This window comes from Xanthobacter pollutisoli, from assembly GCF_040044995.1.
Lineage (GTDB): Bacteria > Pseudomonadota > Alphaproteobacteria > Rhizobiales > Xanthobacteraceae > Xanthobacter.
The window spans coordinates 1-24,865 of record NZ_JBDZDP010000029.1; the positions used below are offsets into that span (position 1 = coordinate 1).

21 protein-coding genes and 4 pseudogenes are annotated in these 24,865 nt (G+C 61.5%); 15 read left to right on the plus strand and 10 right to left on the minus strand.

Going from position 1 to position 24,865, the window contains the following annotated elements; genetic code table 11:
• The 5 genes and pseudogenes from ABLE93_RS24665 to ABLE93_RS24685 form a co-directional block, all read left to right on the plus strand.
• On the plus strand, positions 1-267 hold a 267-nt coding region (locus tag ABLE93_RS24665), incomplete at its 5' end, for a hypothetical protein (protein WP_348842350.1).
• A gap of 29 nt (positions 268-296) precedes the next feature.
• Positions 297-443, plus strand: a pseudogene (locus tag ABLE93_RS24670) (IS21 family transposase); the annotation flags it as partial.
• A complete protein-coding gene (gene istB / locus ABLE93_RS24675; RefSeq protein WP_348842377.1) occupies positions 443-1,171 on the plus strand; it encodes an IS21-like element helper ATPase IstB in 729 nt (242 codons plus the stop codon). The pseudogene ABLE93_RS24670 and the gene istB, both read left to right, overlap by 1 nt.
• Positions 1,172-1,495: 324 nt before the next feature.
• Positions 1,496-1,612 (plus strand): annotated as a pseudogene (locus ABLE93_RS24680) (IS66 family transposase zinc-finger binding domain-containing protein); the annotation flags it as partial.
• Positions 1,607-1,888 carry a transposase gene (locus ABLE93_RS24685; RefSeq protein ID WP_510183081.1) on the plus strand — a complete coding sequence of 94 codons (282 nt, stop codon included), beginning with the start codon at positions 1,607-1,609 and terminating at the stop codon, positions 1,886-1,888. The pseudogene ABLE93_RS24680 and the gene ABLE93_RS24685, both read left to right, overlap by 6 nt.
• A 222-nt stretch (positions 1,889-2,110) precedes the next feature.
• On the opposite strand, the gene ABLE93_RS24690 is transcribed toward ABLE93_RS24685, so the two are convergent.
• The 10 genes from ABLE93_RS24690 to ABLE93_RS24735 are packed head-to-tail and all read right to left on the minus strand — an operon-like array spanning position 2,111 to position 14,118.
• Positions 2,111-3,262: an acyl-CoA dehydrogenase family protein gene (locus ABLE93_RS24690; protein ID WP_348842351.1), complete on the minus strand. Its 1,152-nt coding sequence runs from the start codon at positions 3,260-3,262 to the stop codon at positions 2,111-2,113.
• A gap of 4 nt (positions 3,263-3,266) precedes the next feature.
• Entirely contained in the window at positions 3,267-4,061 is a 795-nt protein-coding gene (locus ABLE93_RS24695) for a citryl-CoA lyase (protein WP_348842352.1), read from the minus strand.
• Positions 4,061-4,975: an SDR family NAD(P)-dependent oxidoreductase gene (locus ABLE93_RS24700; protein WP_348842353.1), complete on the minus strand. Its 915-nt coding sequence runs from the start codon at positions 4,973-4,975 to the stop codon at positions 4,061-4,063. Before ABLE93_RS24700 ends, ABLE93_RS24695 begins: the two co-directional genes overlap by 1 nt.
• Positions 4,976-4,987: 12 nt before the next feature.
• Entirely contained in the window at positions 4,988-5,947 is a 960-nt protein-coding gene (locus ABLE93_RS24705) for a hydroxymethylglutaryl-CoA lyase (protein ID WP_348842354.1), read from the minus strand.
• Positions 5,948-5,951: 4 nt separating this feature from the next.
• The gene (locus ABLE93_RS24710; protein WP_348842355.1) at positions 5,952-7,958 is read right to left on the minus strand and encodes an acetyl/propionyl/methylcrotonyl-CoA carboxylase subunit alpha; all 2,007 of its coding nucleotides are present in this window, start codon (positions 7,956-7,958) and stop codon (positions 5,952-5,954) included.
• Positions 7,959-7,968: 10 nt separating this feature from the next.
• Positions 7,969-9,576, minus strand: coding sequence for an acyl-CoA carboxylase subunit beta (locus ABLE93_RS24715; RefSeq protein WP_510183080.1), 1,608 nt, complete (start codon positions 9,574-9,576; stop codon positions 7,969-7,971).
• Positions 9,573-10,994 carry a phenylacetate--CoA ligase family protein gene (locus tag ABLE93_RS24720; protein WP_348842357.1) on the minus strand — a complete coding sequence of 474 codons (1,422 nt, stop codon included), beginning with the start codon at positions 10,992-10,994 and terminating at the stop codon, positions 9,573-9,575. The genes ABLE93_RS24715 and ABLE93_RS24720 overlap by 4 nt, the downstream gene beginning before the upstream one ends.
• Complete coding sequence (locus tag ABLE93_RS24725; RefSeq protein WP_348842358.1) at positions 10,991-12,151, minus strand: acyl-CoA dehydrogenase family protein; 1,161 nt, start codon at positions 12,149-12,151, stop codon at positions 10,991-10,993. The genes ABLE93_RS24720 and ABLE93_RS24725 overlap by 4 nt, the downstream gene beginning before the upstream one ends.
• A gap of 9 nt (positions 12,152-12,160) precedes the next feature.
• Positions 12,161-12,940 (minus strand): enoyl-CoA hydratase/isomerase family protein, encoded by a 780-nt coding sequence (locus ABLE93_RS24730; protein WP_348842359.1) that lies wholly within the window; start codon positions 12,938-12,940, stop codon positions 12,161-12,163.
• Positions 12,937-14,118 (minus strand): acyl-CoA dehydrogenase family protein, encoded by a 1,182-nt coding sequence (locus ABLE93_RS24735; RefSeq protein ID WP_348842360.1) that lies wholly within the window; start codon positions 14,116-14,118, stop codon positions 12,937-12,939. Before ABLE93_RS24735 ends, ABLE93_RS24730 begins: the two co-directional genes overlap by 4 nt.
• Before the next feature lie 94 nt (positions 14,119-14,212).
• On the opposite strand from ABLE93_RS24735, the gene ABLE93_RS24740 reads away from it, so the two are divergent.
• The 10 genes and pseudogenes from ABLE93_RS24740 (at position 14,213) to ABLE93_RS24785 (ending at position 24,863) form a co-directional block, all read left to right on the plus strand.
• Entirely contained in the window at positions 14,213-16,246 is a 2,034-nt protein-coding gene (locus ABLE93_RS24740) for an FAD-dependent oxidoreductase (protein ID WP_348842361.1), read from the plus strand.
• A 21-nt stretch (positions 16,247-16,267) separates the two neighbouring features.
• Positions 16,268-16,462, plus strand: a complete 195-nt coding sequence (locus tag ABLE93_RS24745; protein WP_348842362.1) for a hypothetical protein — start codon at positions 16,268-16,270, stop codon at positions 16,460-16,462.
• A gap of 36 nt (positions 16,463-16,498) precedes the next feature.
• Positions 16,499-16,855 (plus strand): annotated as a pseudogene (locus ABLE93_RS24750) (transposase); the annotation flags it as partial.
• 295 nt (positions 16,856-17,150) lie between these two features.
• Entirely contained in the window at positions 17,151-18,359 is a 1,209-nt protein-coding gene (locus tag ABLE93_RS24755; RefSeq protein WP_348842363.1) for a CaiB/BaiF CoA transferase family protein, read from the plus strand.
• 79 nt (positions 18,360-18,438) lie between these two features.
• Positions 18,439-18,795 (plus strand): annotated as a pseudogene (locus ABLE93_RS24760) (transposase); the annotation flags it as partial.
• A 254-nt stretch (positions 18,796-19,049) separates the two neighbouring features.
• Positions 19,050-20,216, plus strand: a complete 1,167-nt coding sequence (locus tag ABLE93_RS24765) for an acyl-CoA dehydrogenase family protein (protein ID WP_348842364.1) — start codon at positions 19,050-19,052, stop codon at positions 20,214-20,216.
• 155 nt (positions 20,217-20,371) lie between these two features.
• On the plus strand, positions 20,372-21,226 hold the full coding sequence (locus tag ABLE93_RS24770; RefSeq protein WP_348842365.1) for an SDR family oxidoreductase: 855 nt from the start codon (positions 20,372-20,374) through the stop codon (positions 21,224-21,226).
• Between the two features lie 27 nt (positions 21,227-21,253).
• Positions 21,254-22,063: an ABC transporter ATP-binding protein gene (locus ABLE93_RS24775; protein WP_348842366.1), complete on the plus strand. Its 810-nt coding sequence runs from the start codon at positions 21,254-21,256 to the stop codon at positions 22,061-22,063.
• Positions 22,056-23,975 carry an AMP-dependent synthetase/ligase gene (locus tag ABLE93_RS24780; RefSeq protein ID WP_348842367.1) on the plus strand — a complete coding sequence of 640 codons (1,920 nt, stop codon included), beginning with the start codon at positions 22,056-22,058 and terminating at the stop codon, positions 23,973-23,975. The genes ABLE93_RS24775 and ABLE93_RS24780 overlap by 8 nt, the downstream gene beginning before the upstream one ends.
• The gene (locus ABLE93_RS24785; RefSeq protein WP_348842368.1) at positions 23,976-24,863 is read left to right on the plus strand and encodes a branched-chain amino acid ABC transporter permease; all 888 of its coding nucleotides are present in this window, start codon (positions 23,976-23,978) and stop codon (positions 24,861-24,863) included.
• The last annotated feature ends 2 nt before the right edge of the window (positions 24,864-24,865 follow it).

Genomic DNA, 24,865 nt, shown 5'->3' on the forward strand with positions numbered 1-24,865 from the left:
GAACTGGCGCGCGCAGTCGACCACCGCAATCGCAGCCTGACGATGCAAATCAACAAGGTCCACGCCGTCCGGACCTTGGCGCTCGTCGCAAGAGATCTCGGTGAGGACGTGGACTGGCTCGCCGATATCGCCATCGACATGGAGCCCGAAGACGGGCTGATCTGGGTCTACGATCCGGAGCACCCGGATGGAACCATGGCCTTCTCACAGTTCGGCATCGAAAGCCTCTGCAACCTCATCGAAATCCACCGCAGCACAACGAAGTAGGTCTGCCGCGGCCCTCGCCGGATGAATACCACTCGGCCGACGTGATCCTCAACATCCTCGCCCGGCGCCGTGAGCCTGCAGCCCCCGTCACCATCATCACGCCCGACGCCTTGCGCCTCCGCCACACCCCGAGCGCCGACTGCTCACGATACGACCTGCTGAGGAGATCCCCATGATGGAGCGTTCCCAGATCCTCGAGGCCATGGGCGAGCTCAAGCTCTATGGCATGAAGGCCGCCTACGACGAGATCATCGCCACCGCCGTTAAACGCCAGCATGAGCCGCAGCGCATCGTCGGCGACCTTTTGTCGGCGGAGATATCCGAGAAGCAGGCCCGCTCCATCAAGTACCAGATCACCATCGCCAAGCTGCCCCTGGCCAAGGACATCGACGACTTCGTGTTCGACGACACCCCCATCAACGAGACCCTGGTGCGCGACCTCGCCGGCGGCAACTTCCTCGCCCACCAGCGCAACGTGGTGCTGATCGGGGGCACCGGAACCGGCAAGACCCATCTGGCCATCGCCATTGCCCGGGCCTGCATCCGCTCGGGTGCCCGCGGCCGCTTCTTCAACGTGGTCGACCTTGTCAACAAGCTGGAAGCCGAGGCTCGATCCGGCCGCCAGGGCCGCATGGCCGATTATCTCTCCCGCAAGGACTTCATCGTCCTCGACGAGCTCGGCTACCTGCCCTTCGCCCTGTCCGGCGGCCAGCTCCTGTTCCACCTCGTCAGCAGGCTCTACGAGCAGACCTCGGTCATCGTCACCACGAACCTCGCCTTCGGCGAGTGGCCGAGCGTCTTCAACGACCCCAAGATGACCACGGCGCTCCTCGATCGCCTCACCCACCACTGCGACATCGTCGAGACCGGAAACGAGAGCTGGCGCTTCAAGAACCGCGCCTGACCTCCGCCACCATTGACCCCACTGCCGCTGCGCCAAACCAACGCTCCGCGGCAGTGGGGTCAATGCCCCAGACAGGGGTCAACATTCGGCGCCGATAGGGGGTCAGGTTTCCACGCCGATTGACAGAAGCTCGCCTCCACGCTCTCCATCCGCCACCGCAATGGCGTTGCGCAGCTTGGACACGTCGATGCCGACGAAAACTTCTGTAGAATGCTCCATGGCTTGCCCTCCTGCCGGGAGGATCGGCTCGACCCATCCGAGCAACCCTCGAACAGGCAGTGTAGGGCAAGCCGCCCGGCCAGACGGACATACGGTCTTACGATGAAGCTGTCGAAGCTCGCAGAGGACGTTACCGAGATCCTGGAGATCGTGCCGCGATCCTGGAAGGTGATCCAGACGGTCCGCGAGAAGTTCACCTGCCGCCAGTGCGAGGCGATCACCAGTCATGAGTTCACCCGCGTGCTGCTGGCGGCCGGCATCTCGATCAGCATGGACGGCAAGGGGGCTTGGCGAGACAACGTCTTCGTCGAGCGACTCTGGCGGTCGATCAAATACGAGGAGGTCTACCTGAAGGCCTACGACAACGTTCCGGACGCGAGGAAATCGATCTCGAACTACATCGGCTTCTACAATTCCGGACGTCCACATTCGAGCCTTGACGGGCGAACGCCCGACGAGGCCTACTTCGACGCGCGCCAGATGGCCCAGGCCGCCTGATCGTCGCCCGCGATTTCATCACGGCTCTGGTCGGGCTACGCCCTCCCGACGCCGCGACGAAATCGCTTGAGCCCCGCAGTCGACACCCCGGCGTGAGATCCACTCAAATTCCGCGGGGAACTGTCCAAACAAGCGGAGCCACCTCTGATGTCGTCTTTCGTTTCGCTGCGTCCCAACCAGGGTTTCAGCTGTTGAAGATCGACCTTTGTCATGCCGCCAGCCTCAGAAGGATCGTGGCATACCGAGGATATGCTCGCCGACATAGGACAGGATCAGGTTGGTCGAGATAGGCGCCACCTGGTAAAGCCGCGCCTCGCGGAACTTGCGTTCGACATCGTATTCCCGTGCGAAACCGAAGCCGCCATGGGTCTGAAGACAGGCGTTCGCCGCTTCCCAGCTGGCTTCGGATGCCAGAAGCTTGGCCATGTTCGCCTGTGCGCCGCAATCCGCTCCTGCATCGAAGCGCTTGCTCGCCTCGAACCGCATGAGGTTGGCGGCTTCGACATTCACGAAAGCCTTTGCAATGGGAAACTGCACGCCCTGGTTCTGGCCGATAGGGCGGTCGAAAACGATGCGCTCGCCGGCATAGCTGCGGGCTTTGTCCACGAACCAGTAGCCGTCGCCGATACACTCGGCGGCAATCAAGGTCCGCTCGGCATTCAACCCGTCGAGGACGTGATGGAAGCCGTGCCCTTCAGTGCCGATCAGGTTCTCGGCAGGAATTTCAAGGTTGTCGAAAAAAACCTCGTTCGTCTCATGCCCCGGCATATTGTCGATCGGGCGGATTTCCATCCCGTTGCCGATCGCCTCTTTCAGATCAACCATGAATATCGACAGACCGTGTGACTTTCTCTTGACCTCGGCCAGCGGGGTGGTGCGCGCAAGAAGGATCATCAGGTCGGAATGCTGGATGCGGCTGATCCAGACCTTCTGGCCGTTGATCTCGTAACGGTCACCCTTCCTGATTGCCGTCGTCTTGAGCTTGGTGGTGTCGGTTCCGGTTGTTGGCTCGGTCACGGCCATTGACTGCAGGCGCAACGCGCCGCTGGCGATACCGGGCAGGTATTTCTGTTTCTGCTCAATCGAGCCGTGCCGCAAAAGCGTGCCCATATTGTACATCTGCCCATGGCAGTGACCCGCATTCCCGCCGCTGCGGTTGACCTCTTCCATGATGACAGAGGCCTCGGTAAGGCCCAGACCCGAACCGCCGTATTCCTCGGGGATCATCGCAGCAAGCCAGCCTTCGCGCGTCAGCGCATGGACAAACTCCTCGGGATATCTCTCGCGGCGATGATATTCCGGGGGAAACTGCGCGCAAAGCGCGCGCAGCGCGTCGCGCAGGTCGTTATGGGTGTCAGGTGCCGAGGTTTGCATTTTTTCAAGACGCCCCCGGCCCGCTGGTTTCCAGGATCTCCTCTTCCACCCTCTGCCAGATGTCATAGGAAATCGGGTTCTCGCTTTCCTCCAGGAGGTGGCCGACCAGCCCGATGGCCCGCGCCATGACGCCAAACCCGCGCACGATCTTCCAAGGAAAGCCGAATTCGCAGCAGATGGCGCCGATCGCGCCGGTGGCGTTGATCGGAAGCATCTTGCCAGATTTTTCTTCCGCCACCGCCTGAATCTTCTGGATCAGCGCGATGTATTCGCCCGACTTCCCGTTTTCGGCCGCAATCTGGAACAGGCGCGGCGTGCGCGGATCGACGGGTTTGTGAACCGGATGGCCGAGACCCGGCACGATGGCCTTCTTCGCGCGGAACTTTTCCACCGTTTCCAGTGCGATGGCATCCAGGTCGGCACCGGTGCCGAGCTGGTCTTGCGGCAGCGCCTCGTAGAGCATTTTCGACGCCCCCTCCATCGAGCCGACAAAGACGGTGCCCAGCCCGCACAGCCCGGCGGCGACAGCGGCCTGAAGCGATTCGGGGGCGCCCATATAGGTCATCCGCGCGGCCAGCGCCGAGGGGGTGATGCCATGCTCCACCAGGGTGATGACGATGGCGTTGAAGACACGGCTTTCTTCTTGCGTGGCCTTGCGACCGGTCAGTTGCAGAAACGCCAGATCGCCCAGGTTCATGTGGCCCAGGATCTCATTCGGAAGATCAAGACCGCGCACGCTGATCTTGTCGGCGGTGCTCCAGGCAATGTGAGATGTCAGCTTGTCCTTGCGTTTGCCCATCAGACCGGATCCCACGAAAAGACATCCGCCGAAACTTCGAGCGGCGTGAATTGCGACCTGAGCGCGGGAATCGCGCCCTCGGCGATTTCATCTGCTGTCCAGCCGTCGCCGGAATGCACCGAGCGCACCGGACGGGGCTGGTTGAACAGGAAGATCTCGTTGTTGCGCACCGCGAAGATCTGCCCGCTGACACCCTCGGCCTTGTCGGACATCAGGAAACATGCCATCGGCGCCACCTTGGCTGGGGTCATCTGTTTCAGCTTTTCGACCCGGGCCACCTGTTCCGGTGTGTCGGTCTTGATGGACGAGATCATCCGGCTCCAGGCGAAGGGTGCAATGCAGTTCGAGCGCACGTTCCAACGCTTGAGGTCCAGCGCGACAGATTTCGAAAACGCCGCTATGCCCAGCTTTGCGGCGGCATAATTGGCTTGGGCGAAGTTCCCGATCAAGCCCGAGGTCGAGGTCATGTGCACGAGCGCACCGCTTTCCTGTTCCCGAAAATAATCCGCCGCCGCACGGCTGGTGTTGAAGGCGCCGTACAGGTGAACCTTCACCACTGCGTCGAAATCCTCGTAGGTCATCTTGTGGAAGAAACCGTCGCGCAGGATGCCGGCATTGTTCACGACGGCGTCGATACGGCCAAATTCCTTGACGCCTGCCTCGATCATCGCGCGGGCGGCATCGGGATCAGTGACCGAGCCGCCATCTGCAATCGCGTTGCCGCCAGCGGCCTTGATTTCCTCAACCACCTTTTGCGCTGCGGTTTCGGTCTGGCCCGTGCCTTTCAGAGACGCGCCCAGATCGTTCACCACCACCGCAGCTCCTTCGGCAGCCGCCATGAGGGCGATATCGCGCCCGATCCCGCCGCCCGCGCCGGTGACAAGAACCACCTTTCCATCAAGTGCCTTTGCCATTGTCGTTCTCCCTCAGCTAGCCTTGCGGTATTTGTCCAATCCGCCGGAATGCATGACCCGGCCCATCAGCGGTGCGCCGATGATCTCCTCGGCCTTCGCAGCAGCGGCGATAAGCTTGTCCAGGTCGATGCCGGTTTCGATGCCCAGTTCGTGGCACATGAACACCGCGTCCTCGGTGCAGACATTGCCAGCCGCGCGCGCATGACCGTGGCCCGCAAAAGGACAGCCGCCAAGACCGGCGATCGAGCTTTCGAACATGTCCACGCCCATTGACAGGGCGGCGTAGACATTGGCGATGCCCAGACCGCGCGTGTCGTGAATGTGCATCCCGATGCGCGCCTCCGGCGCCAGATCGCGCAGCGCACCGATCATGCGCTTGACCGCTTCGGGATTGCCCCAGCCCATCGTGTCGGCAATCACGAGGATCGGCACCGGAATGTTCTCTTCCTCGCACAGTTGCAGGATGAACCGGAAATCATCGAGGATGCGCCCTTGCGGGATCTCGCCCTCGTAGTTGCAGCCGAAGGTGGTCATCACATAGGCGGCATCGACGGCATAGCCTTCTTCCTTGTAAGTGCGCACCCAGTCGCGCTGCTTCTCACGCATTTCGGCAGAGGAACAGTTGTTGTTGGCCTGGGCAAAAGCCTCGGACGGGTAGAACAACAGGCGCGGGTCGATATCGACCTCGTGGGCCGTCAGCGCCTTGCGAAACCCCTTGTCGTTCAGCCACAAAGCCGTGTAGTTCACGCCCGGCTTGCGCTTGATGCGCTGGAACAACTCGCCCGTGTCGGCCATCTGCGGCACGTATTGCGGGCTGACGAAACTGCCGACCTGGATACGTTTCAAACCGGTTTCACCAAGCATGTCGATCAATTCGATCCGCTCTTTGATCGGATAGATCTTCTTTTCGATCTGGAAACCTTCGCGCGGGCCTTCCTCGCGGAATTCGACGAATTTGGGAAAGTCGCTCATTTGGTCACTCCTCAAACGGCAGGATCTCGGCGATGACCTGGCCGCGATCGACCATGTCCCCATTCGAGACGGTGATATTGCTGGCGATGCCGGCGGCTGTTGCGCGGATCGAGATTTCAAGCTTCATGGATTCCATGACCGCGATGATGTCGCCCTCGGAAACGGACTGCCCGTCGGTCACCTTGAGGTCGACAATCATGCCGGTCAGCGGGGATGCCACGGCGCGATCCGCCACTGCGTCAGCGCCCGCGAAATCAAGCGGTGCGGCCGGATGAAAGACCAGACGGCCCTCGGGTGTGCCCATTTCGATCACACCGGCACGTAGCCGGGCGTTGATCACGAAAACCTCGGCGCCTTGGCCAAGGCGCCAGCGGCCCGGTGCGATTTCCCGTGCGCTCAGGGTGATCGCGGCGCCATCTTCCGGCAAAACGGTGTATCGGTGTCCGGGTTTAACGGGACCCACACGCAGTTCTTCCGAGACACCATCCGCGCCCGTCAGCGTCACGCACTGGCCCGCTTCAAGAGCGTCGCCCCCAAGGCCCAGCCGCCAGCCGGTAAAAGTGTCGCGATTGGCCCATGGCTCGGCCGCCGCATCCTGCCGTCCTGCAGCCACGAACAGCGCCGCCGCCGCCGCTTTCCACAGCGCGGGCCGGACAAGGGTGGCTGGTTGCGTCAATCTGTCTATGCGACCGTCGATCCAGCGGGTATGCACCTGCATCCGCTCGAAATCGGGGTCGCGGGCCAGCGCACCCAGAAAGGCCCGGTTGGTTTCGACGCCTTCGACGGCGACTTGGTCAAGCGCGGTGGCAAGCCGCGCCAGCGCGGTTTCCCGGTCGGGCGCGTGCACGATCAGCTTGGCGATCATCGGGTCGTAAAAGGGCGTGACCGCGTCACCTTCGGCAACGCCGCTGTCGATCCGCAGACCGCCCGGCAGGCTGAGCGTGGTCAGCGTGCCCGTCGAAGGCGCGAATTGCATTGCCGGATCTTCGGCATAGAGCCGGGCCTCGACCGCGTGGCCGTCGATCTTCAGATCCTGCTGGCTCAGGCCCAGTCCCGCGCCCTCGGCAATGCGCAGATGCAGCGCAACCAGATCCAGCCCGGTTATGGCCTCGGTCACGGGGTGTTCGACCTGGATACGCGGGTTCACCTCAAGGAAGAAATATTCCTCGCCCGCCACCAGGAACTCCACCGTGCCGAGACCGCGATAGTCGAGCGTTTCGCCAAGGCGCACCGCGTCATGCGCGATCTCATCCAGAAGCGTCCGCGGCAGGCCCCAGGCCGGCGCCTCTTCGATGACCTTCTGGTGGCGGCGTTGCAGCGTGCAGTCACGTTCGAAAAGATGCACCACGTGGCCCTTGCCGTCGCCGGCGATCTGCACCTCGACATGGCGGGCCTCGGGCAGGAATCTTTCCAGCAGCAGACCTTCGGAACCGAAGGTGGACTTCGCCTCGCGCAGCGCGCCCGCGATGTCGTCTTCCAGCGTGGCCTCTTCGGTCACCAGGCGCTGACCACGACCGCCGCCGCCGCCAACCGCCTTCAGCAGGACCGGGAGGCCCATCTTGCGCACCTCGGCGGCAATTTCGGCGGGGTCGGACCGCGCGCCTTCGGCGCCCGAGATCACCGGCACGCCAGCGGCCACGGCCGCGTCCTTGGCGCTGGCCTTGTCACCAAACCGTTCGAGTGTTTCGGGGGTTGGCCCCATGAAAATCATGCCGGCGGCCTCGACCGCGCGGGCAAAATCGGGGTTCTCGGCTAGGAAGCCATAACCGGGATGGATCGCATCCGCCCCGACCGAGCGCGCGGCGTCGATCACCGCGTCGATCTTCAGGTAGCTTTCAGAGGCCGACCCGCCACCGATATAGACGGATTGACCGATCTCGCGGACATGAAGGGCATTTGCATCCGCCACGGAATGCACGCCCACAGAAATTATACCACTGGCCCGCGCGGTGCGCGCGATCCGGCAGGCAATTTCGCCGCGATTGGCGATGAGAAGCGTCTTGATTTTCATGGATCGCTCCTCACATCCTGAACACGCCGAAATTGGTTTCGGCCTTGGGCCTGCGCGAGGTAACATTGAGCATTAACGCCATCACGTCGCGGGTTTCGCAGGGCTCGATCACGCTGTCTATCCAGAGGTTCGACGCGAAATTGTAGGCGCCCTGGAAGGCTTCGTATTCCTTGCGGATGGGGGCCTTGAAGGCTTCTTCCTCCTCGGCTGTCCAGCTCTTGCCTTCGCGTTCGTTGATCTGCGCCCGGACCTGCGCCAACACGCTGGCGGCTTGTTCCGGGCCCATGATCGCGGACCGGCCGGTGGGCCAGGCGAACATCGCATCAGGCTGAAACGGGCGGCCCAGCATGGCCAGGTATCCCGCCCCGTAAGAACCGCCGGTAATGATGGTGAACTTCGGAACCCGCGCCGATGACATGGCGGTGATCATCTTGGCGCCCGCCTTGGCGATGCCCATCTGTTCGACCTCGCGGCCCACCATGAAGCCGTTCACATCTGCCAGGAACAGCAAAGGGATATCGCGCTGCACGCAGAGATTTATGAAATGCGTGGCCTTCAGCGCGGCCTCGACGAACAGCACGCCGGTATTGGCAAGGATACCGACCTCGTGGCCGTGTATGCGGCCCCAGCCGGTCATCAGCGTGTCGCCATAAAGGGGCTTGAACTCGTGAAAATCACTATCATCCACCAGCCTTGCGACGATCTCGCGGTTGTCGGTCGGCACCTTGGGATCGCGACTGACGATGCCGTAGATTTCCTCGACAGGATAGGCGGGCGGGCGCGGTGCCTGCGGCGTGTTGCGGGGCCGGGGCTTTTCGCCAAGATGACGGACTATCTCGCGGGTGATGGCCAGTGCGTGGGCGTCATCCTCGGCCAGGTGGTCGGTCACGCCGGACACCGACGAATGCATCTTGCCGCCGCCCAGCGTTTCGGCATCGACCTTTTCGCCCGTCGCGGCAAAGGTCAGTTCCGGTCCGCCCAGATACATGAAACCCTGGCCGCGCACGATCACGACTTCATCGCAAAGCGCAGGGATATAGGCCCCGCCCGCGGTGCAGGGGCCCATGACCACGGCGATCTGCGGGATGCCATCGCCTGACATGCCGATCTGTTGATGAAAGATCGACCCGAACTGGCCCTCGTCCGGAAAGATGTTTTCCTGTTCCGGCAGGAAGGCCCCGCCGGAATCGACCAGGGTGATGACAGGAAGGCGGTTCTTCCAGGCGATCTTCTGGGCGCGCACATGCTTGCGCGATGTCATGCCGAAATAGGTGCCGCCCTTCACGGTGGCGTCATTGGCGATGATCATGCACTGACGGCCCTCGATCACGCCGATCCCGGTGATGATGCCGGCGCCCGGCGGCACCCCATCGTATTTGTTCAGCCCGGCGAGCTCTCCGAATTCAAGAAAGGGCGTGCCGGGATCGATCAGCCGTTCGATCCTCTCGCGCGGCAGGATTTTGCCTTTCTTGACATGCCGTTCGCGTGCCTTTTCTGGGCCGCCGACGCGTTGGCTCAGCCGAAGGGCATGCAGTTCGCCAATTTTTTCGCGATACTGCGCGTCGTTTTCCCGGAAGTCATCAGACCCGGTGTCGAGAAGAGATTTCATTCGTGTCATGGCAGGTCTGGATATTTCCTGAGAACGAAGGCGACTTTGGCGGCGCCGGGTTTTTCGAAAGTGTCGGCCGCGACCAGGTGAACGTCGGCCTTGAAAACCAGAGAGTCGCGCAGCCGCTGCTCGATTTTCCTTTTGAGGGCGTCGTCATCGACCGGATCGCGACCCGGTCCGCGCTCGACAATCACCGTCAGCGCGCCCTGCGTGGTGTGACCCTCGAAATCGGCCACGATGCGTATGACGCCGTTGGTGTCCGGCACCATTTCGGTGATGACGCTGTTGATCGCGGACGGAAAGACATTGGCCCCGCGCACGATCAGCATGTCATCGGTGCGCCCGGTGCAGCGAATCTTGGGGCCGGTCCGCCCACAGGAACATTCGGTGTCGATGACCTCGATATAATCGCCCGACCGGAACCGCACGAGCGGACTCGCCCGGCGGCCGAGTGCCGTATAGATTATCTCGCCCTGGGCATCCTTTTCCCAGGGAATGATCTTGCCGGTCTCGGGATCGAGAAGCTCGGTGATGATGTAGTCCATGTTGACCATGTGCATTCCCGACTGTTCCTCGCATTCGGCCCAGTAGGTCACGCCCAGATCGGTGCCGCCCAGCATCTCGGTGCATTTTGCGCCCCAGGCTGCCTCGATCTTGGCGCGGATCGCGGGAATGCCGCCGCCCGGCTCCCCCCCCACGATCACGCGCTCAACGCCCAGTTCGCTGGCCTTGCAGCCCAGCACTGCGGGCGCTTTCTCGGCCAGGTGCAGCACGAAATTCGGGGCTCCGACGATGCAGCGCGGGCGGGTGTCGGCGCAGGCGCGCAGCAGCCGGTCCGCACCGCCATCGGCCCCTACAGGCACGTCGATCGCGCCCATGTATTGCAGGCCCTGGACGACGGGAATGCCGCCAACAAACCCCTTGGCCAGCGAAAACGCATGCAGGGCCATATCGCCCGGCCGCACACCGTTGGCGAAAAAGCAGCGCGCCGTCATCTCGTGCCACATCTCGGCATCGGCTTCGGTCAGGGCTATATAGGACGGGCTGCCCGTCGTGCCCGACGAGGCCTGCATCTGGATGATCTCCGACATTGGCGCGGCGCGGTGCTTGCCGAAGGGCGGTTCAGCGGCCAGGCTTTCGCGGATTTCGGTCTTGTAGGTGTAGGGCAGTTTCTGCAGGTCTTCGATGGTGCGGATCTCATCGAAGTCCACACCGGCCGCGGCGAGCTTCTCCTGATAGAAGGCCGAGCTCGCCTTGAGATAGGCCATTTGGTCGCGCAACCGCTCTTCCTGAATATCACGAACCTGATCAAGGGGCGTGCCCTCGATCTCGTGCCAGAACCGATCAGTCACCTTGTCGGCGGCATCCTGCCGCCTGTAGCGCATTCCAAATTGCATGTCGTTCTCCGTTTCGGGCAGCGCGATCAATAAGACCGCGGCATACCCATGACCTTTTCGCCAATGAAGCTGAGGCACAACTCGCGGTTCACGGGTGCCGTGCGCAGGAGCCGGACCAGCGGGTACATCTCGTAAAGTCCCGTATCCTCGGTGAAACCCGATCCGCCATGCGCCTGAAGCGCGGCATCCACGGCTTCGATCCCGGCTTCTGCGGCGGCATATTTGGCCATGTTCGACGAGGCCCCCGCAGGCAGTTTGTTGTCAAACTCCCATGCCGCACGTCGGGTCATCAGGCTGGCCATTTCGATGGCTGTATGAGCCTTTGCCATCGGATGCTGCACACCCTGATGGGCGCCGATCGGCTGACCGAACACATTGCGCTCGGAAGCGTAACGCACACCCTTGTTCAGGGCAAAACGACCGATACCGCAGCACAAGGCGGCCAGGATGATGCGCTCGGGGTTGAGGCTGTCAAAGAGGATCGAAAAGCCTTCGTCCACCTCGCCGACGATATCCTCGGGGCCCAGATCCACCTCGTCGAAGAACAGGGTCCATTGTTCTTCGGGCAGCGGGATCGAGATCTTCACCCGTTGCCTTTCGACGCCCTTCTTCTTGAGATCCACCGCAAAGAGGGTGAAGCCGTCGGTCTTGCGGCTGACCTCGGTATGCGGCTTGGTGCGTGCGACCACGAGGCAGTAATCGGCCACTTCAGCGCCGGTGATGAAGGTCTTTTCGCCCGACAGGCTGAACCGGTTGCCTTTGCGCTTGGCCAGCGTCGTGGCCTTCATCGTGTTCGATCCGGCACCCGGTTCGGTAATCGCGAAACAGAACTGGATTTCGCCGCGGCAGGCCGCCGGAAGAAGTTCCTTCTTGTGGAATTCGGTTCCGTGGCTGGCGATATGGGCCAGTGACATGGTGGGGCCGACCACCATCATCAATAGCGGAATGCCGTGATTGGCGGTGCCTTCCATGAACAGCGCCATTTCGGTCATGCCAAGGCCCGCGCCACCGTATTCCTCGGGCACCATGATCCCAAGGAAACCGTCATCGGCGATCTGCCGAAACATCTCGTGGGGGAACTCGTGCTTGCGCGCGTGTCTCAGCCAATAGTCGTTGTCGTATTTCTGCGCTAGCTGGCCGCCATACTCGTAGATTTGGCGTTGTTCGTCATTCAGCGTGAAATCCATGTTCTGTCCTCAGGATTTGAATGCAGGCGCGCGCCGGTTCTCGAACGCGTTGAGCCCCTCGACCACATCCTCGCCCGGCAGGGCGCGCACCGCGGCGTCGCGTTCGAGCCTCATCTGCTGGTCGATGCCAAGGTCGGCGCCCTCGCGCGCCAGCCGCTTCATTTCTGCGATACCGGGCCGCGAGCGGGTCGCGATCTTCTGGCAGTAGTCCAGAGCCGCCTTGTGCAGATCCGCATCCGGGACGATGTAATTGACCAGCCCGGCCTCCCTGGCCTCGTCCGGCTTTAGCCAGCGGGCCGAGAACATCAGGTCAAGCGCCCGGCGCAGACCCATCAGCCGCGTCAGCCGCTGCGATCCGCCCCAACCCGGTATCAGCCCGAATTGCGCGTGCTGATCGCCGAACTGGGCGGTTTCAGCGGCGAAACACACGTCACAGGACAGCATCAGTTCGATCCCGCCGGCCAGACACAACCCCTGCACCGCCACGACGACAGGCAGGGAGGAGGTTTCGAGCGCGCGCAGGTTCTTCATGCCAAAGGCGATGAAGTGGTCCAGCGCGGCGGGATCGTTCAATTTGCCCTTCACTTCCGACAGATCGGCTCCGGTGCAGAAGTGCTTGCCCTGTGCACGAATGAGGATCGACCGAATTTCAGGGTTCGCCTCGAATTCCGCGCGCGCGGACGAGATGCGCTCGTGCACTTCCAGTGAAAGACAATTGAATTTCTCGGGGCGCGCCAGCTCGATGATGCCGGTGCTGCCCTCGGTGAGGGTGACGACGGGACCGCTCATTTCGCCCCTCCCTTCGCCTTCTTGTCGTATTGCAGCGCCACCCGGCCAACCTTTTCGCGGGCGATGACCAGTTTCTGGATCTGGGCCGTGCCGTCGCCGATTTGCAGACCCAGAACATCGTTGTAACGCTGATGGTGGGGCAGGTCGGTGGTATAACCATAGTGCCCGTGCAGGATCAGACACTGATGAATTATCTCGCAGGCCGTCTTGGGCAGGTACCATTTGCACATCGCCGCCTCGGCGGTGTGCGGCAGCCCGCGGTCGCGCAAGTCGAGGGTGTAGTAGCAAAGCTGCCGCATCATGGTCAGTTGCGTTTCGGCCTCGGCCAGCGGGAAGCTGACCCCCTGATACTGCACGATCGGCGCGCCAAACGCCTCGCGCTCCTGGACATAGCCCCAGGTCTCGTCCACCGATGCCTGCGCCGCGCCCAGACATTCCAGACCGATCAGCGCGCGGGAATAATCGAACCCCATCATGATCGAGCCGAATGCACGGTCCTGTTCGGCCATCATGTTTTCGGACGGAACGAAGACATCGTCGAAAAACACCGAACCCCGCCCCACGGGCTTTGTGCCGATGTCGTCGAAATGCGTGCGCTTGATGCCTTCCTGGTTCAGATCGACGAAAAACGCGCTGACACCGCGCGAGCCGCCTTCGGGGTCGCCCGTGCGCGCGAACACCACGGCTGCGTCGGCTTGACTGGCAAAGCTCATCGAGGTCTTTTCGCCGTTCAGCCGCCAGCCGTTGCTGGATTTCTCGGCCTTGAGAATCAGGTTCGCCGCATCAGAGCCGCCGCGCGGCTCGGTCAGGCCCAGCCCGATGACGGCATCGCCGGATACGACCTTGGGCACCCATTCCGATGCAATTTCCCTGGAGGCGTGCTTGGCCACCATCCCCCCCATGAGCGAACCCAGAAGCTGCACATAGCTTGCATTGAAGTCGGCATAGGCGATCTCTTCGACGATAAGCCCCGCAGTCACGCTGCTTTCGCTCAGCCCGCCGAACTCTTCCGGCAAATCGGGCGCGATCAGACCCAGTGCGCCCATCTCCTTGATCAGCGCGCGGTCGAAACTGTGGCCGCTTGCGCGCTGTTGATAGCTTGGCGCCAGTTTTTCAGTGGCAAACCGTTTTGCCGTTTCACGAAACGCCTTCTGATCCTCTGTAGGCTGAAAATGCATCGGAAAGCCTCCTCTGTCCGAAAATTGTTCTTTCATAAAATCTAACAAATGTTAGAATGGAGATCAAGAGGCGTATTTGAAAAGGACGTGCACAATGCAAACCACGCAGACGGAAAGCTTCGAGACTTTGCTTTCGCCTATCCGCGCGGGCCAAAGGACGCTTCGCAATCGCGTTATCATGGGGTCGATGCACACGCGCCTCGAGACCGAACCCGACGGCATCGCGAAACAGGTTGCATTCTATGCCGAACGCGCTCGCGGAGAGGCGGCCATTCTGGTGACCGGCGGGTTCTCTCCGAACGCGGAGGGCATATTCGATCCGGAAGGCCCGCGAATCGACGACCCCGGGGTGGCAATGCAGCTGCGCCCGATCTGCGAGGCGGTCCAGGCCGAAGGCAGCCTGATCTGTGCCCAGCTTCTCCATGCTGGCAGGTATGCGAAGATCCCCTATTGCGTCGCCCCTTCGCCGATTCGGTCCCCGATCAACCGATTTGTCCCGCGTGAAATGACCCACGCCGACATCCACCGCACGATCGACGATTTTGCATCAGCCGCCGCAAATGCCCAGACGGCGGGTTTTGACGGGGTCGAGATCATGGGATCCGAAGGGTATCTTCTCAATGAATTCACGGTCACGCATACCAACAAGCGTGACGATGACTGGGGCGGCAGCGCCGAATACCGGCACCGCTTCCCGGTCGAGATCGTGCGTGCCGTGCGCGCCCGCTGCGGGCCGGATTTCCTGATCATCTACCGGATCTCGGCCGCCGATCTTGTCGAGGGTGGCGCACCTGCGGACGAAATCGCCGCGCTGGCCGGCAGGATCGAGGCGGCGGGTGCGGACATCCTGAACACCGGCATCGGCTGGCACGAGGCGCGTGTTCCGACGATCGCCTATCCGGTGCCGCGCGGCGCATGGCGCAAGGCGGCGGCCAACGTCAAAGCCGCGGTGTCTATCCCGGTGGTGGCCTCCAACCGGATCAACACGCCGGCCATCGCAGAGGACATCCTGGCCTCAGGCGATGCGGACATGATCTCGATGGCCCGCCCTTTTCTGGCCGACCCCCATTTCGTGAAAAAGACGCGCGAGGGTCGCGCAAATGAAATCAACACCTGTATTGCCTGTAACCAGGCCTGCCTCGACTTCATCTTCTCCGACAAACCGGTAAGTTGCCTGGTCAATCCCCGGGCGGGCCGCGAGACCGAGTTTCGCGATACGCCAGCGCCGAACCCCCGGAAGGTCGCGGTCGTCGGGGGCGGCGCCGCCGGCATGGCCACGGCGGCAGAGGCCGCGCGGCTGGGCCACCACGTCACGCTGTTCGAGGCGCAGGACAAACTGGGCGGGCAGCTCAACCTGGCGCGCGCGGCACCGGGCAAGGACGAGTTCGATGAAACCTTGCGTTATTATGCGGGTCAGATGGACCGGCACGGGGTCAAGCTGCGCCTGGGGCAGAAGGCAGGGCAGGACGATCTGAAAGGTTTCGACCATGTGGTTATCGCCACGGGGGTCTCGCCACGCATCCCCGACCTGCCGGGCATTGACCATCCCAAAGTTGCAACCTACGCCGAGATCCTGTCGGGTGAACGTGTGGCGGGTGACAACGTCGTGGTGATGGGGGCAGGGGGCATCGGCCATGACATGGCAGAGTTCCTCGTAACCGGGCCGACCGAGGTCCACAATCCCGGGGCATTCTGCGAGACGTGGGGCGTCGATCCGGAATTTGCCGCATCAGGCGCCTTGGTGAGCGATCCGCTGGCCCCGAGACCCGCGCGCCGCAAGGTCGTCATGCTGCAGCGAAAGGCCTCCAAACCCGGCGCCGGGCTTGGCGTTTCGACGGGCTGGATCCTGCGCAACGCGCTGCGCAAGCATGGGGTCGAGACCATGGGCGGTGTGGTTTATGAACGCATAGATGACGCAGGCCTGCATATTATCGTGGACGGAGAGAAAAAGGTCCTCGGCGCCGACACGATCATATTGTGCACCGGCCAGGAGTCCGAGACGGCCCTTGCGGACGCGCTGGCATCGCACGGCGTCGCGGTCACGAAGATCGGCGGGGCCAAGGAAGCCGCCGAACTGGATGCATTGCGCGCTATTGATGAGGGGGTGCGTTTGGCGCAAAGTTTCTGAGAACCCAAAACAGGGGCCGCCATGCTTCCCGAGGTCATGCGTGCGGGGCGCGCCGATCTGTATTCCATTTTTCGAACCCGCGCGCAGGATTGCGCCGGGGCCCTCGCCATCGAGGACGGAAGCAAACGGCTCAGATATGCCGAATTGCTGGAACGTGTCGATCGTCTGGCTGCCGGGCACCTCGAAAAATGTCGCGCACTGGGCGGGTTCCGGTAAAATTTGTAGTGTGGGCAGTATGACCGGGAGGTGCTGATGGGCCAGATGGGCTTCTTCGATGTCCCGAAGCGCTATGCCGGGCTGGACGCGAAGGCGGACCCGCTGGTGAAGCTGAACGCGATGGTGCCCTGGACGGATTTCCGGCCCCGGCTGGAGGCGGTGTGGCGGCGTCCGCCGGAGGCGCGGAAGTCCAAGGCGGGGCGCAAGCCCTGGGACGCGGTCGTGATGTTCAAGGCGCTCGTGCTGTGCGAGCTGTACAACCTCTCCGACGAGCAGTTCGAGTATCAGCTGCGCGACCGGCTGTCGTTCATGCGCTTCTTGGGGCTGGGTCTGGAGGATCCGGTGCCGGACGCCACGACGGTCTGGCAGTACCGCGAGCAGATCGCGCGCGCCAAGGCGCGGATCGGGCTGAAGAACCTGGCCTACAACATGCGCCGGGCGGTGCAGCTGGACGGGCTGGCCGTCGCCCGCGCCCCGACGTGACCGGTTCGGCTACAGGAGAAGTGCGTCCGGAGAGGAGCTGAACAGCTAAAATGCAACCGAAAAGCGCCGCCGAGCGGCGCCCAATCAGGGGCGCTCCGCGGTCACCGGTCCTCTTGATCGTCCAGAAGTGGCCGAGAAGCCGTATTTATCGAGGTGCCCATATGTTAGATAATGGTTGCCTGAGTATCGGGCAAAAGGTGACAGCATGCATGAACCGCTTGAAAGTTTGCGCATTGTCGAACTTGGGCATGTTATAGCGGGGCCGCTTTCTGCCACGCTGCTGTCCGATTTCGGCGCGGAGGTCATCAAGATCGAAGCGCCCGGTCACACGGATATGATGCGCGATCTTGGTCCGAAAGCCGAGGACGGGGTTGGTACCTGGTGGAAAACCCTTGGCCGCAACAAGAGAATCCTGAGCCTGAACTGGAAGAGCCCGGAAGGCCGTGATGTGCTGCGCAGAATTGTGGAAACCGCAGATGTCCTGATAGAAAATTTCAGACCCGGTGTGCTGGAGCGTGCGGGTATCGGTCCGCAACAACTGCATGAATGGAACCCCGACCTCGTGATCCTGCGCGTGTCGGGCTATGGGCAGGATGGGCCAATGCGTGAAAAGCCTGCCTTCGGGCGTGCGGCCGAAGCGATGAGCGGACTGGCCCACCTGACGGGCTTTCCGGACGGCCCGCCCATGCATCCCGGGTTTCCTGCCGCAGACAGCACGACCGGGTTGATGGGCGCTTTGGGAATCATGTTTGCCCTCTTTGCGCGTGAAAAAGGGCTGGCGCGCGGTCAGGTGGTCGACCTTGCGGTTTTCGAGGCGCTTCTGCGGTTGATGGATTATCCCGTGCCCGTTCTGACGGGCGCAAGGCTTTCGCCTCGTCGCAACGGTTTGCGTCAACCGATGGACTTTGCTCCCGGCGGGATGTTTCGCACATCAGACGGGGTATGGCTGACGGTCTCGGCAGGCAGCGCGGAAACAGCGCGGCGCCTGTTGCGGGCCGTCGGAGGTGACATGCTGGCCGATGACCCGCGATTTGCCACCCTCGGCCAGATGTCGCAGCATATGGCCGAGGTGTTCGATGCGATCAACGACTTCGTCACCGCACGCACATTGCAACAGGTCGAAGAGGAATTCGCCCGACATGACGCGGTTGCGGCGCGGGTTCTGAGCGTTGAGGAAATCACGACGAATGAGCAGATCCTTCACCGCGGCGACATCGTTTCCGTCGAGGATGAACAAACGCAGGTCGTCGGGCCGATCCCACATCTGAGCGCCACGCCGGGCCAGGTCCGTTGGCTGGGGCGTCCGCCTGGTGCCGACACAACTGAAATTCTGCGTGATCTTGGATTTGAAGATGCCGATATCGCTGCTCTGCGCAAGGCCGGGCATTTGGGGCGGACAGGCGAGGAGGAGTAATGGGCACCTCGAAAAATGTCGCGCACTGGGCGGATTCCGGTAAAATTTGTGGTGTGGGCAGTATGATCGGGAGGTGCTGATGGGCCAGATGGGCTTCTTCGATGTCCCGAAGCGCTATGCCGGGCTGGACGCGAAGGCGGACCCGCTGGTGAAGCTGAACGCGATGGTGCCCTGGACGGATTTCCGGCCCCGGCTGGAGGCGGTGTGGCGGCGTCCGCCGGAGGCGCGGAAGTCCAAGGCGGGGCGCAAGCCCTGGGACGCGGTCGTGATGTTCAAGGCGCTCGTGCTGTGCGAGCTGTACAACCTCTCCGACGAGCAGTTCGAGTATCAGCTGCGCGACCGGCTGTCGTTCATGCGCTTCTTGGGGCTGGGTCTGGAGGATCCGGTGCCGGACGCCACGACGGTCTGGCAGTACCGCGAGCAGATCGCGCGCGCCAAGGCGCGGATCGGGCTGAAGAACCTGGCCTACAACATGCGCCGGGCGGTGCAGCTGGACGGGCTGGCCGTCGCCCGCGCCCCGACGTGACCGGTTCGGCTACAGGAGAAGTGCGTCCGGAGAGGAGCTGAACAGCTAAAATGCAACCGAAAAGCGCCGCCGAGCGGCGCCCAATCAGGGGCGCTCCGCGGTCACCGGTCCTCTTGATCGTCCAGAAGTGGCCGAGAAGCCGTATTTATCGAGGTGCCCTAATCATGACATTCCGGATGACAGCGGAGCATGCAGAAATCCGCCAGCAAATACTGAAGATATGTGCCCGGTTTGATGATGAATACTGGCTGGAACGGGATCGCAACGGCGGGTTTCCGCACGAATTGCACAAGGTCATGGCCGACGGTGGCTGGCTGGGGATTGCCATGCCCGAAGAGGTAGGTGGTGCCGGTCTTGGGATCACCGAGGCGACCATCATGATGCAGGCGATTGTGGAATCTGGGTCCGGGGCGAGTGGTGCCTCTGCCATACACATGAATATCTTCGGCCTGAATCCGGTGGTGAAATTCGGCACCGATGAGCAGCGCGCGCGGATGTTGGGTTCCTTGATCGCAGGCGAGGAAAAGGCCTGCTTTGCCGTCACCGAACCGACGACGGGACTTGATACCACAAAGCTGAAGACCATGGCGGTGCGGCAGGGCGACAGGTATGTCGTTCATGGGCAGAAAGTCTGGATTTCGACGGCACAGGTTGCCCACAAGATGTTGCTTCTCGCCAGGACGACCCGGATTGAGGATGTGACCGACCCGACCGAGAGGCTGAGCCTTTTTTATACAGACCTTGACCGAAACTTCGTGGATGTGCGCGAGATCGAGAAGATGGGGCGCAAGGCGGTCGATTCGAACGAGGTGTTTATCGACGGGCTGCCAATTCCGGCCGACGACCTGATCGGAGAAGAGGGCAAGGGGTTTCGGCAAATCCTGCACGGGCTGAATCCTGAACGCATTCTGGTGGCCGGCGAATGCATCGGCATCGCGCGCAACGCGCTTGCCCGGGCGGCGCATTACGCTAACGAGAGGGTGGTCTTTGGGCGACCGATCGGCCAGAATCAGGAAATTCAGCACCCGCTGGCCAAATCATGGGCGCGGGTGGAATCCGCCAATCTCATGATCATGCATGCGGCGGCCCTTTACGATGCCGGAGAGCCCTGCGGCGTAGAGGCGAACGCAGCCAAGCTGTTGGCTGCTGACGCGGCAGTTGAGGCGACAGAGGCCGCGCAGATCACTTTTGGCGGATTCGGATACGCCAAGGAATATCATGTCGAGCGCCTGGTCAGAGAGGCGCTGCTTTTCCGCATCGTGCCAGTAACACCGCAGATGCTACTGTCCTTCATCGCGGAAAAGGCACTTGGCCTTCCAAAATCATACTGACAAGGCCGGCCACCCGGATAGCACCCTTGGATCCCATTCCCTCCTGATCGGTCTCGACGGCCATGCACAGGGGGGAATATACCTCTTGATCATTTTTCTAACGTGCGTTAGATTATTTGAAGAACCCCGAATGGGGCATGGGAGGAGAAAGCGTCATGACCGAGGCGCAGTTTGGAGCGACTCGAGAAGATCTCGCGTCGCGACCAACAGTGTACGCAAGCGACTTGTTTTCCGGCAAGGTCGTCGTTGTTACCGGCGCTGGCGGCGGGCTGGGGCTTGCAATTGCAACGCTGTTTGCCAGGCTTGGTGCCGATCTGGCCATCAATGGCCGCAATGAGGAAAAGCTTGCCTCGGCCGCGGAATTTCTGCGCAGTTTCGGGGGCAGGGTTCTTGCAGTGCCGATGTCGATCCGGGACACCGGGCAGGTCACTGGGTTTATCGGGCAAGTGAACCGTGAATTCGGCGCGATTGATGTTTTGGTCAATAATGCCGGCGGCCAGTTTCCGCAGGCCGCGCTGGATTTTTCGGCCAATGGCTGGAATGCGGTGATCGACACCAATCTCAATGGCACTTGGTGGATGATGCAGTCTGCGGCGCGTCACTGGGTCGAGAACAAGCAGCCCGGCTCGATCGTGAATATTGTTGCGGATATCTGGCGGGGGATGCCCGGCATTGCGCATACCTGCGCGGCCCGGGCCGGAGTGATATACCTTTCGAAATCGGTCGCGGTGGAATGGGCCCCGCATGACATTCGGGTGAATTGTCTGGCTCCGGGTTGCTGCGAGAGCAACGGTTTTCACAATTACCCGGAGGCAGGAGCGCAAACTTTTCAGGATTCCAATCCCATGCGCCATGCCGGGGATGAATGGGATGTCGCGGAAGGTGTCGTCTATCTGGCGGCCGGATCCGGAAAGTTCGTGACTGGCGAAGTTCTGAATGTCGATGGTGGACAGCAGTTGTGGGGGGATCCCTGGCCGACGGGCCGTCCGGATTACTTCCGGATATCGTGACGACTTCGGGGAGGAAGCAGAAAATCCATGATGGCCAACAGAAAAACAGCGGGCCTTCAATTAGGTGGCGAACCGATACTTCAGTGCACCGGAATCGAGCGCCGGTTTGGTGGGGTTGTTGCCGTCACTGGGGTCGATCTCGAAATCAAACAAGGCGAGATATTCGGACTTGTCGGCCCGAATGGCAGCGGCAAGACGACCCTGACCAACGCAATCACCGGGTTTTACCCGCCGAACAAGGGCACGGTCCGGTTGTCAGGCAAGGATATCACCGGCACCGCGCCGCACAAGGTGGCGACACTCGGGGTCGCCCGGACGTTCCAGAATCTCGCCCTGTTCAACGGGATGAGCGTTCTGGATAACATCCTGCTTGGGCGCCACATCCACATGAACCCGGGGGTGTTGCGCACCGCTTTCTACTGGTGGGCCGCACGGCCTGAGGAGATCGAAAACCGAAAGGTTGTCGAGGAAATCATCGAGTTCCTTCAGCTTGAAAGTATCCGGCATGAATTGGTGGACAGTCTTCCCATCGGCTTGAAAAAGCGCGTCGAACTGGCGAGGGCCCTGGTGGCAGAACCCCGGATGCTGATCCTCGACGAGCCAATGGCCGGCATGAACCAGGAAGAAAAGGGCTATATGTGCCGCTTCATTCTGGACGCGAGGGCCGAGCGTGGCGTCAGCGTATTGCTGATCGAACACCATATGGATGTCATCATTGGCATTTGCGACCGGATGCTTGCGTTGAACTACGGGGAAATGATCGCCAGCGGAATTCCGAAAGAAGTTGTGAAAGATCCTCGGGTCATCGAGGCATATATTGGAGGGTCGCATGGCTGACGGGGCAACTCTGCATTCATCCGCTGGCGATACGATCGGTTCATTGCTAGCGCGCAACGCGTCAAGTCACGGGTCCGATATCGCGGTTCGGGAAAAAGAGCGCGGCATCTGGAAAGAGACCACATGGGCCGACTATGCAGAAGAAATCCTCGCCTGTGCGGCCGGGCTTGAGAAGCTGGGCGTCAAGCCGGGCAAGGCCGTTTTCATTCTGGGCGACAACCGCGCACGTCTTTACGCGGGAATGCTCGCGGTCTCGTTGCTTGGGGCATACGCGATGCCGGCCTATCCCGGTGCTACGCTTAAGGAGCTTCAGCATTTCCTGGGCGAGGTCGAACTCGTTGCGGCGATAGCGGAAGACCAGGAACAGGTGGACAAGATTCTCGAGCTTCGGGATGCGGGCGCCAGAAGCATCGCTCATATAATCTACGATGAAGCCCGGGGGCTTGGATTCTATGAGGTCGATGGTCTTATGTCCTGGGATCACCTGACCGAAGTCGGGCGTCATGACCTCAACGAGACTCCGCACCTTCGTGAAGAGTTCTTGAATCGTGCAAAGCCGGAAGATCCGGCGATTTTCCTGCATTCGTCGGGGACGACCGGCAAACCAAAGGGCATCGTCCTGAGCCAGAAGAACGTTCTGGCCGCAGCCCGCAACGGCCATGCGGCCGGCGCTTTCGCCGAGAGCGAGGAAATCCTTGCCTACCTGCCGATGGCTTGGGTTGGTGACTATGCGATTACCGTCGCGGCTGCCCTTTTGCTCCGGTTCACCGTAAGCGTGCCCGAGCGGCAGGAAACGGTTCTTCGGGACATGCGAGAGATCGCTCCGACCTTCTATCTGGCGGCTCCAAGAAGCTGGGACCAGATGCTGACGACAATCCAGGTCGGGATCGAGAATTCGACCTGGTTGAAGAAGAAGCTCTATCATTTCTTCATGGACCGGGCCATTGAGGCCGAAACCCGCAAGCTGAACGGCAAGAGCGGTGGGCTTCTGGAGCCCTTGGGAAGGTTGCTCGGCGAGGCAATCATCTTCGGTCCGATCAAGGACCAGTTCGGCATGAACCGGCTGAGGAACGCGTTCACCGGCGGTGAGGCAATCGGCGAAGACACTTTCGTTTTCTATCGCGCCCTCGGGATCAAGCTGCGTCAGCTCTATGGTCAGACCGAGAACAGCGCGATCAATGCGATTCAGTCGCCAGGCGAGGTCCGCCTTCATACGGTCGGAAAGCCCGCTCCGGGCGTCGAGGCCAAGATCGCCGATAATGGCGAGATCCTGTTGCGCTCGGACAGTGTATTCGCAGGCTATTTCAACAAGCCCGAAGCGACCGCCGAGGCGCTGGAGGGCGGATGGCTGCGTACAGGCGATGCCGGTTATCTTGAGGATGACGGACATCTCGTCGTGTTCGGGCGTGTGTCCGAGGTCACGCACACGGCGTCTGGCGAACGTTATGTGCCAAATTACATCGAGAATCGGTTGAAATTCAGTCCCTACATCAAGGACGCCGCCGTAATCGGTGCCGGTTTGGACGAACTGACGGCGATGGTCTGCGTCGATTTCGAAGCGGTGGGGCACTGGGCAGAAGTGAACGGGGTGCCATATGTCTCCTACGCAGATCTGTCCCAGCGCGATGAGGTGGCCGCGCTGTTGCTCGAAGCCTTCCAGCGGGTGAACAGGGCTCTCACCGAGCCACTGCAACTAAAACGGTTTGTCAGCCTTCCGAAAGAGTTCGACCCGGATGACGGAGAGATCACCCGGACAAGGAAACTGCGCAGGAAGGTCGTTGAGGAGCGCTATGCCGACGTCATTGCGTCACTCTATGACGGCTCGAAGGAAGTCCACGTAAGTGCGACGGTGACTTACGAGACCGGGGAAACAGGGAAGATCGAAAGAATGCTTCCCGTCAGGGAGGTTTGAATGGACTGGGTGTTTCTGACAGAGCTTGCAGTCAATGGCGCCCTGACGGGCCTACTCTATTCACTTTTCGCGATAGGCCTCGCGCTGATTTACAAGGCATCCTCGGTGCCAAATCTTGCGCAGGGCGGCCTGACGATGCTTGGGGCGTATGTGGTGCTTGCGCTGGCTCGCGACGCAGGCTTGCCTCTTTGGGCCGCAATCCCGCTTGCCGCGGTCATCATGTTCGGGCTTGGCTTCGGCATCGAACGGGTTGCGTTGCGCCGCCTTGCGGGGCGTCCGGTTGTCATGATCCTCATGCTGACACTGGGTCTGGATATCTTTCTGCGCGGTACAACGCTTGCGATCTGGGGGGGAACGTCGCGTTCGGTCGAACTGGGGGTCAGCTATGATCCGCTCTTCGTCGGTGACATTTTCATCAGCCGTATCCACCTTGTCGGCGCCGGGGTTGCGCTGGCCCTGTTTGTCGCGTTCATGTTGTTCTTTCGGAGCCGAACCGGCATCAAGCTGCGCGCGATCGCGGATGACTACATGGCGTCATGGTCGGTAGGCATTTCCGTGGAACGCGGTGTTGGGTTGTCCTGGGCGTTGGCGTCGGTTGTAGCTGTTGCTGCGGGTGTTGTCTGGGGCGAAGTTCAGGGGGTCGACCAGGCACTTTCACTCCTGCTTCTCAAGGGGCTTACTGTGGCCGTTCTTGGCGGCCTCGACAGTATTCTGGGTGCGGTGATTGCCGGCATCATTCTTGGAATTGTCGAAAACGTCGGCGCGGACTTCCTGGACCCGCTTGTCGGCGGCGGCAGTCGTGAACTCATCGTCGCTGCTGTGCTGATACTCACGGTCATGATCCGTCCGCATGGACTGTTCGGCCGTCTCGACATCGAAAGGGTCTGAGA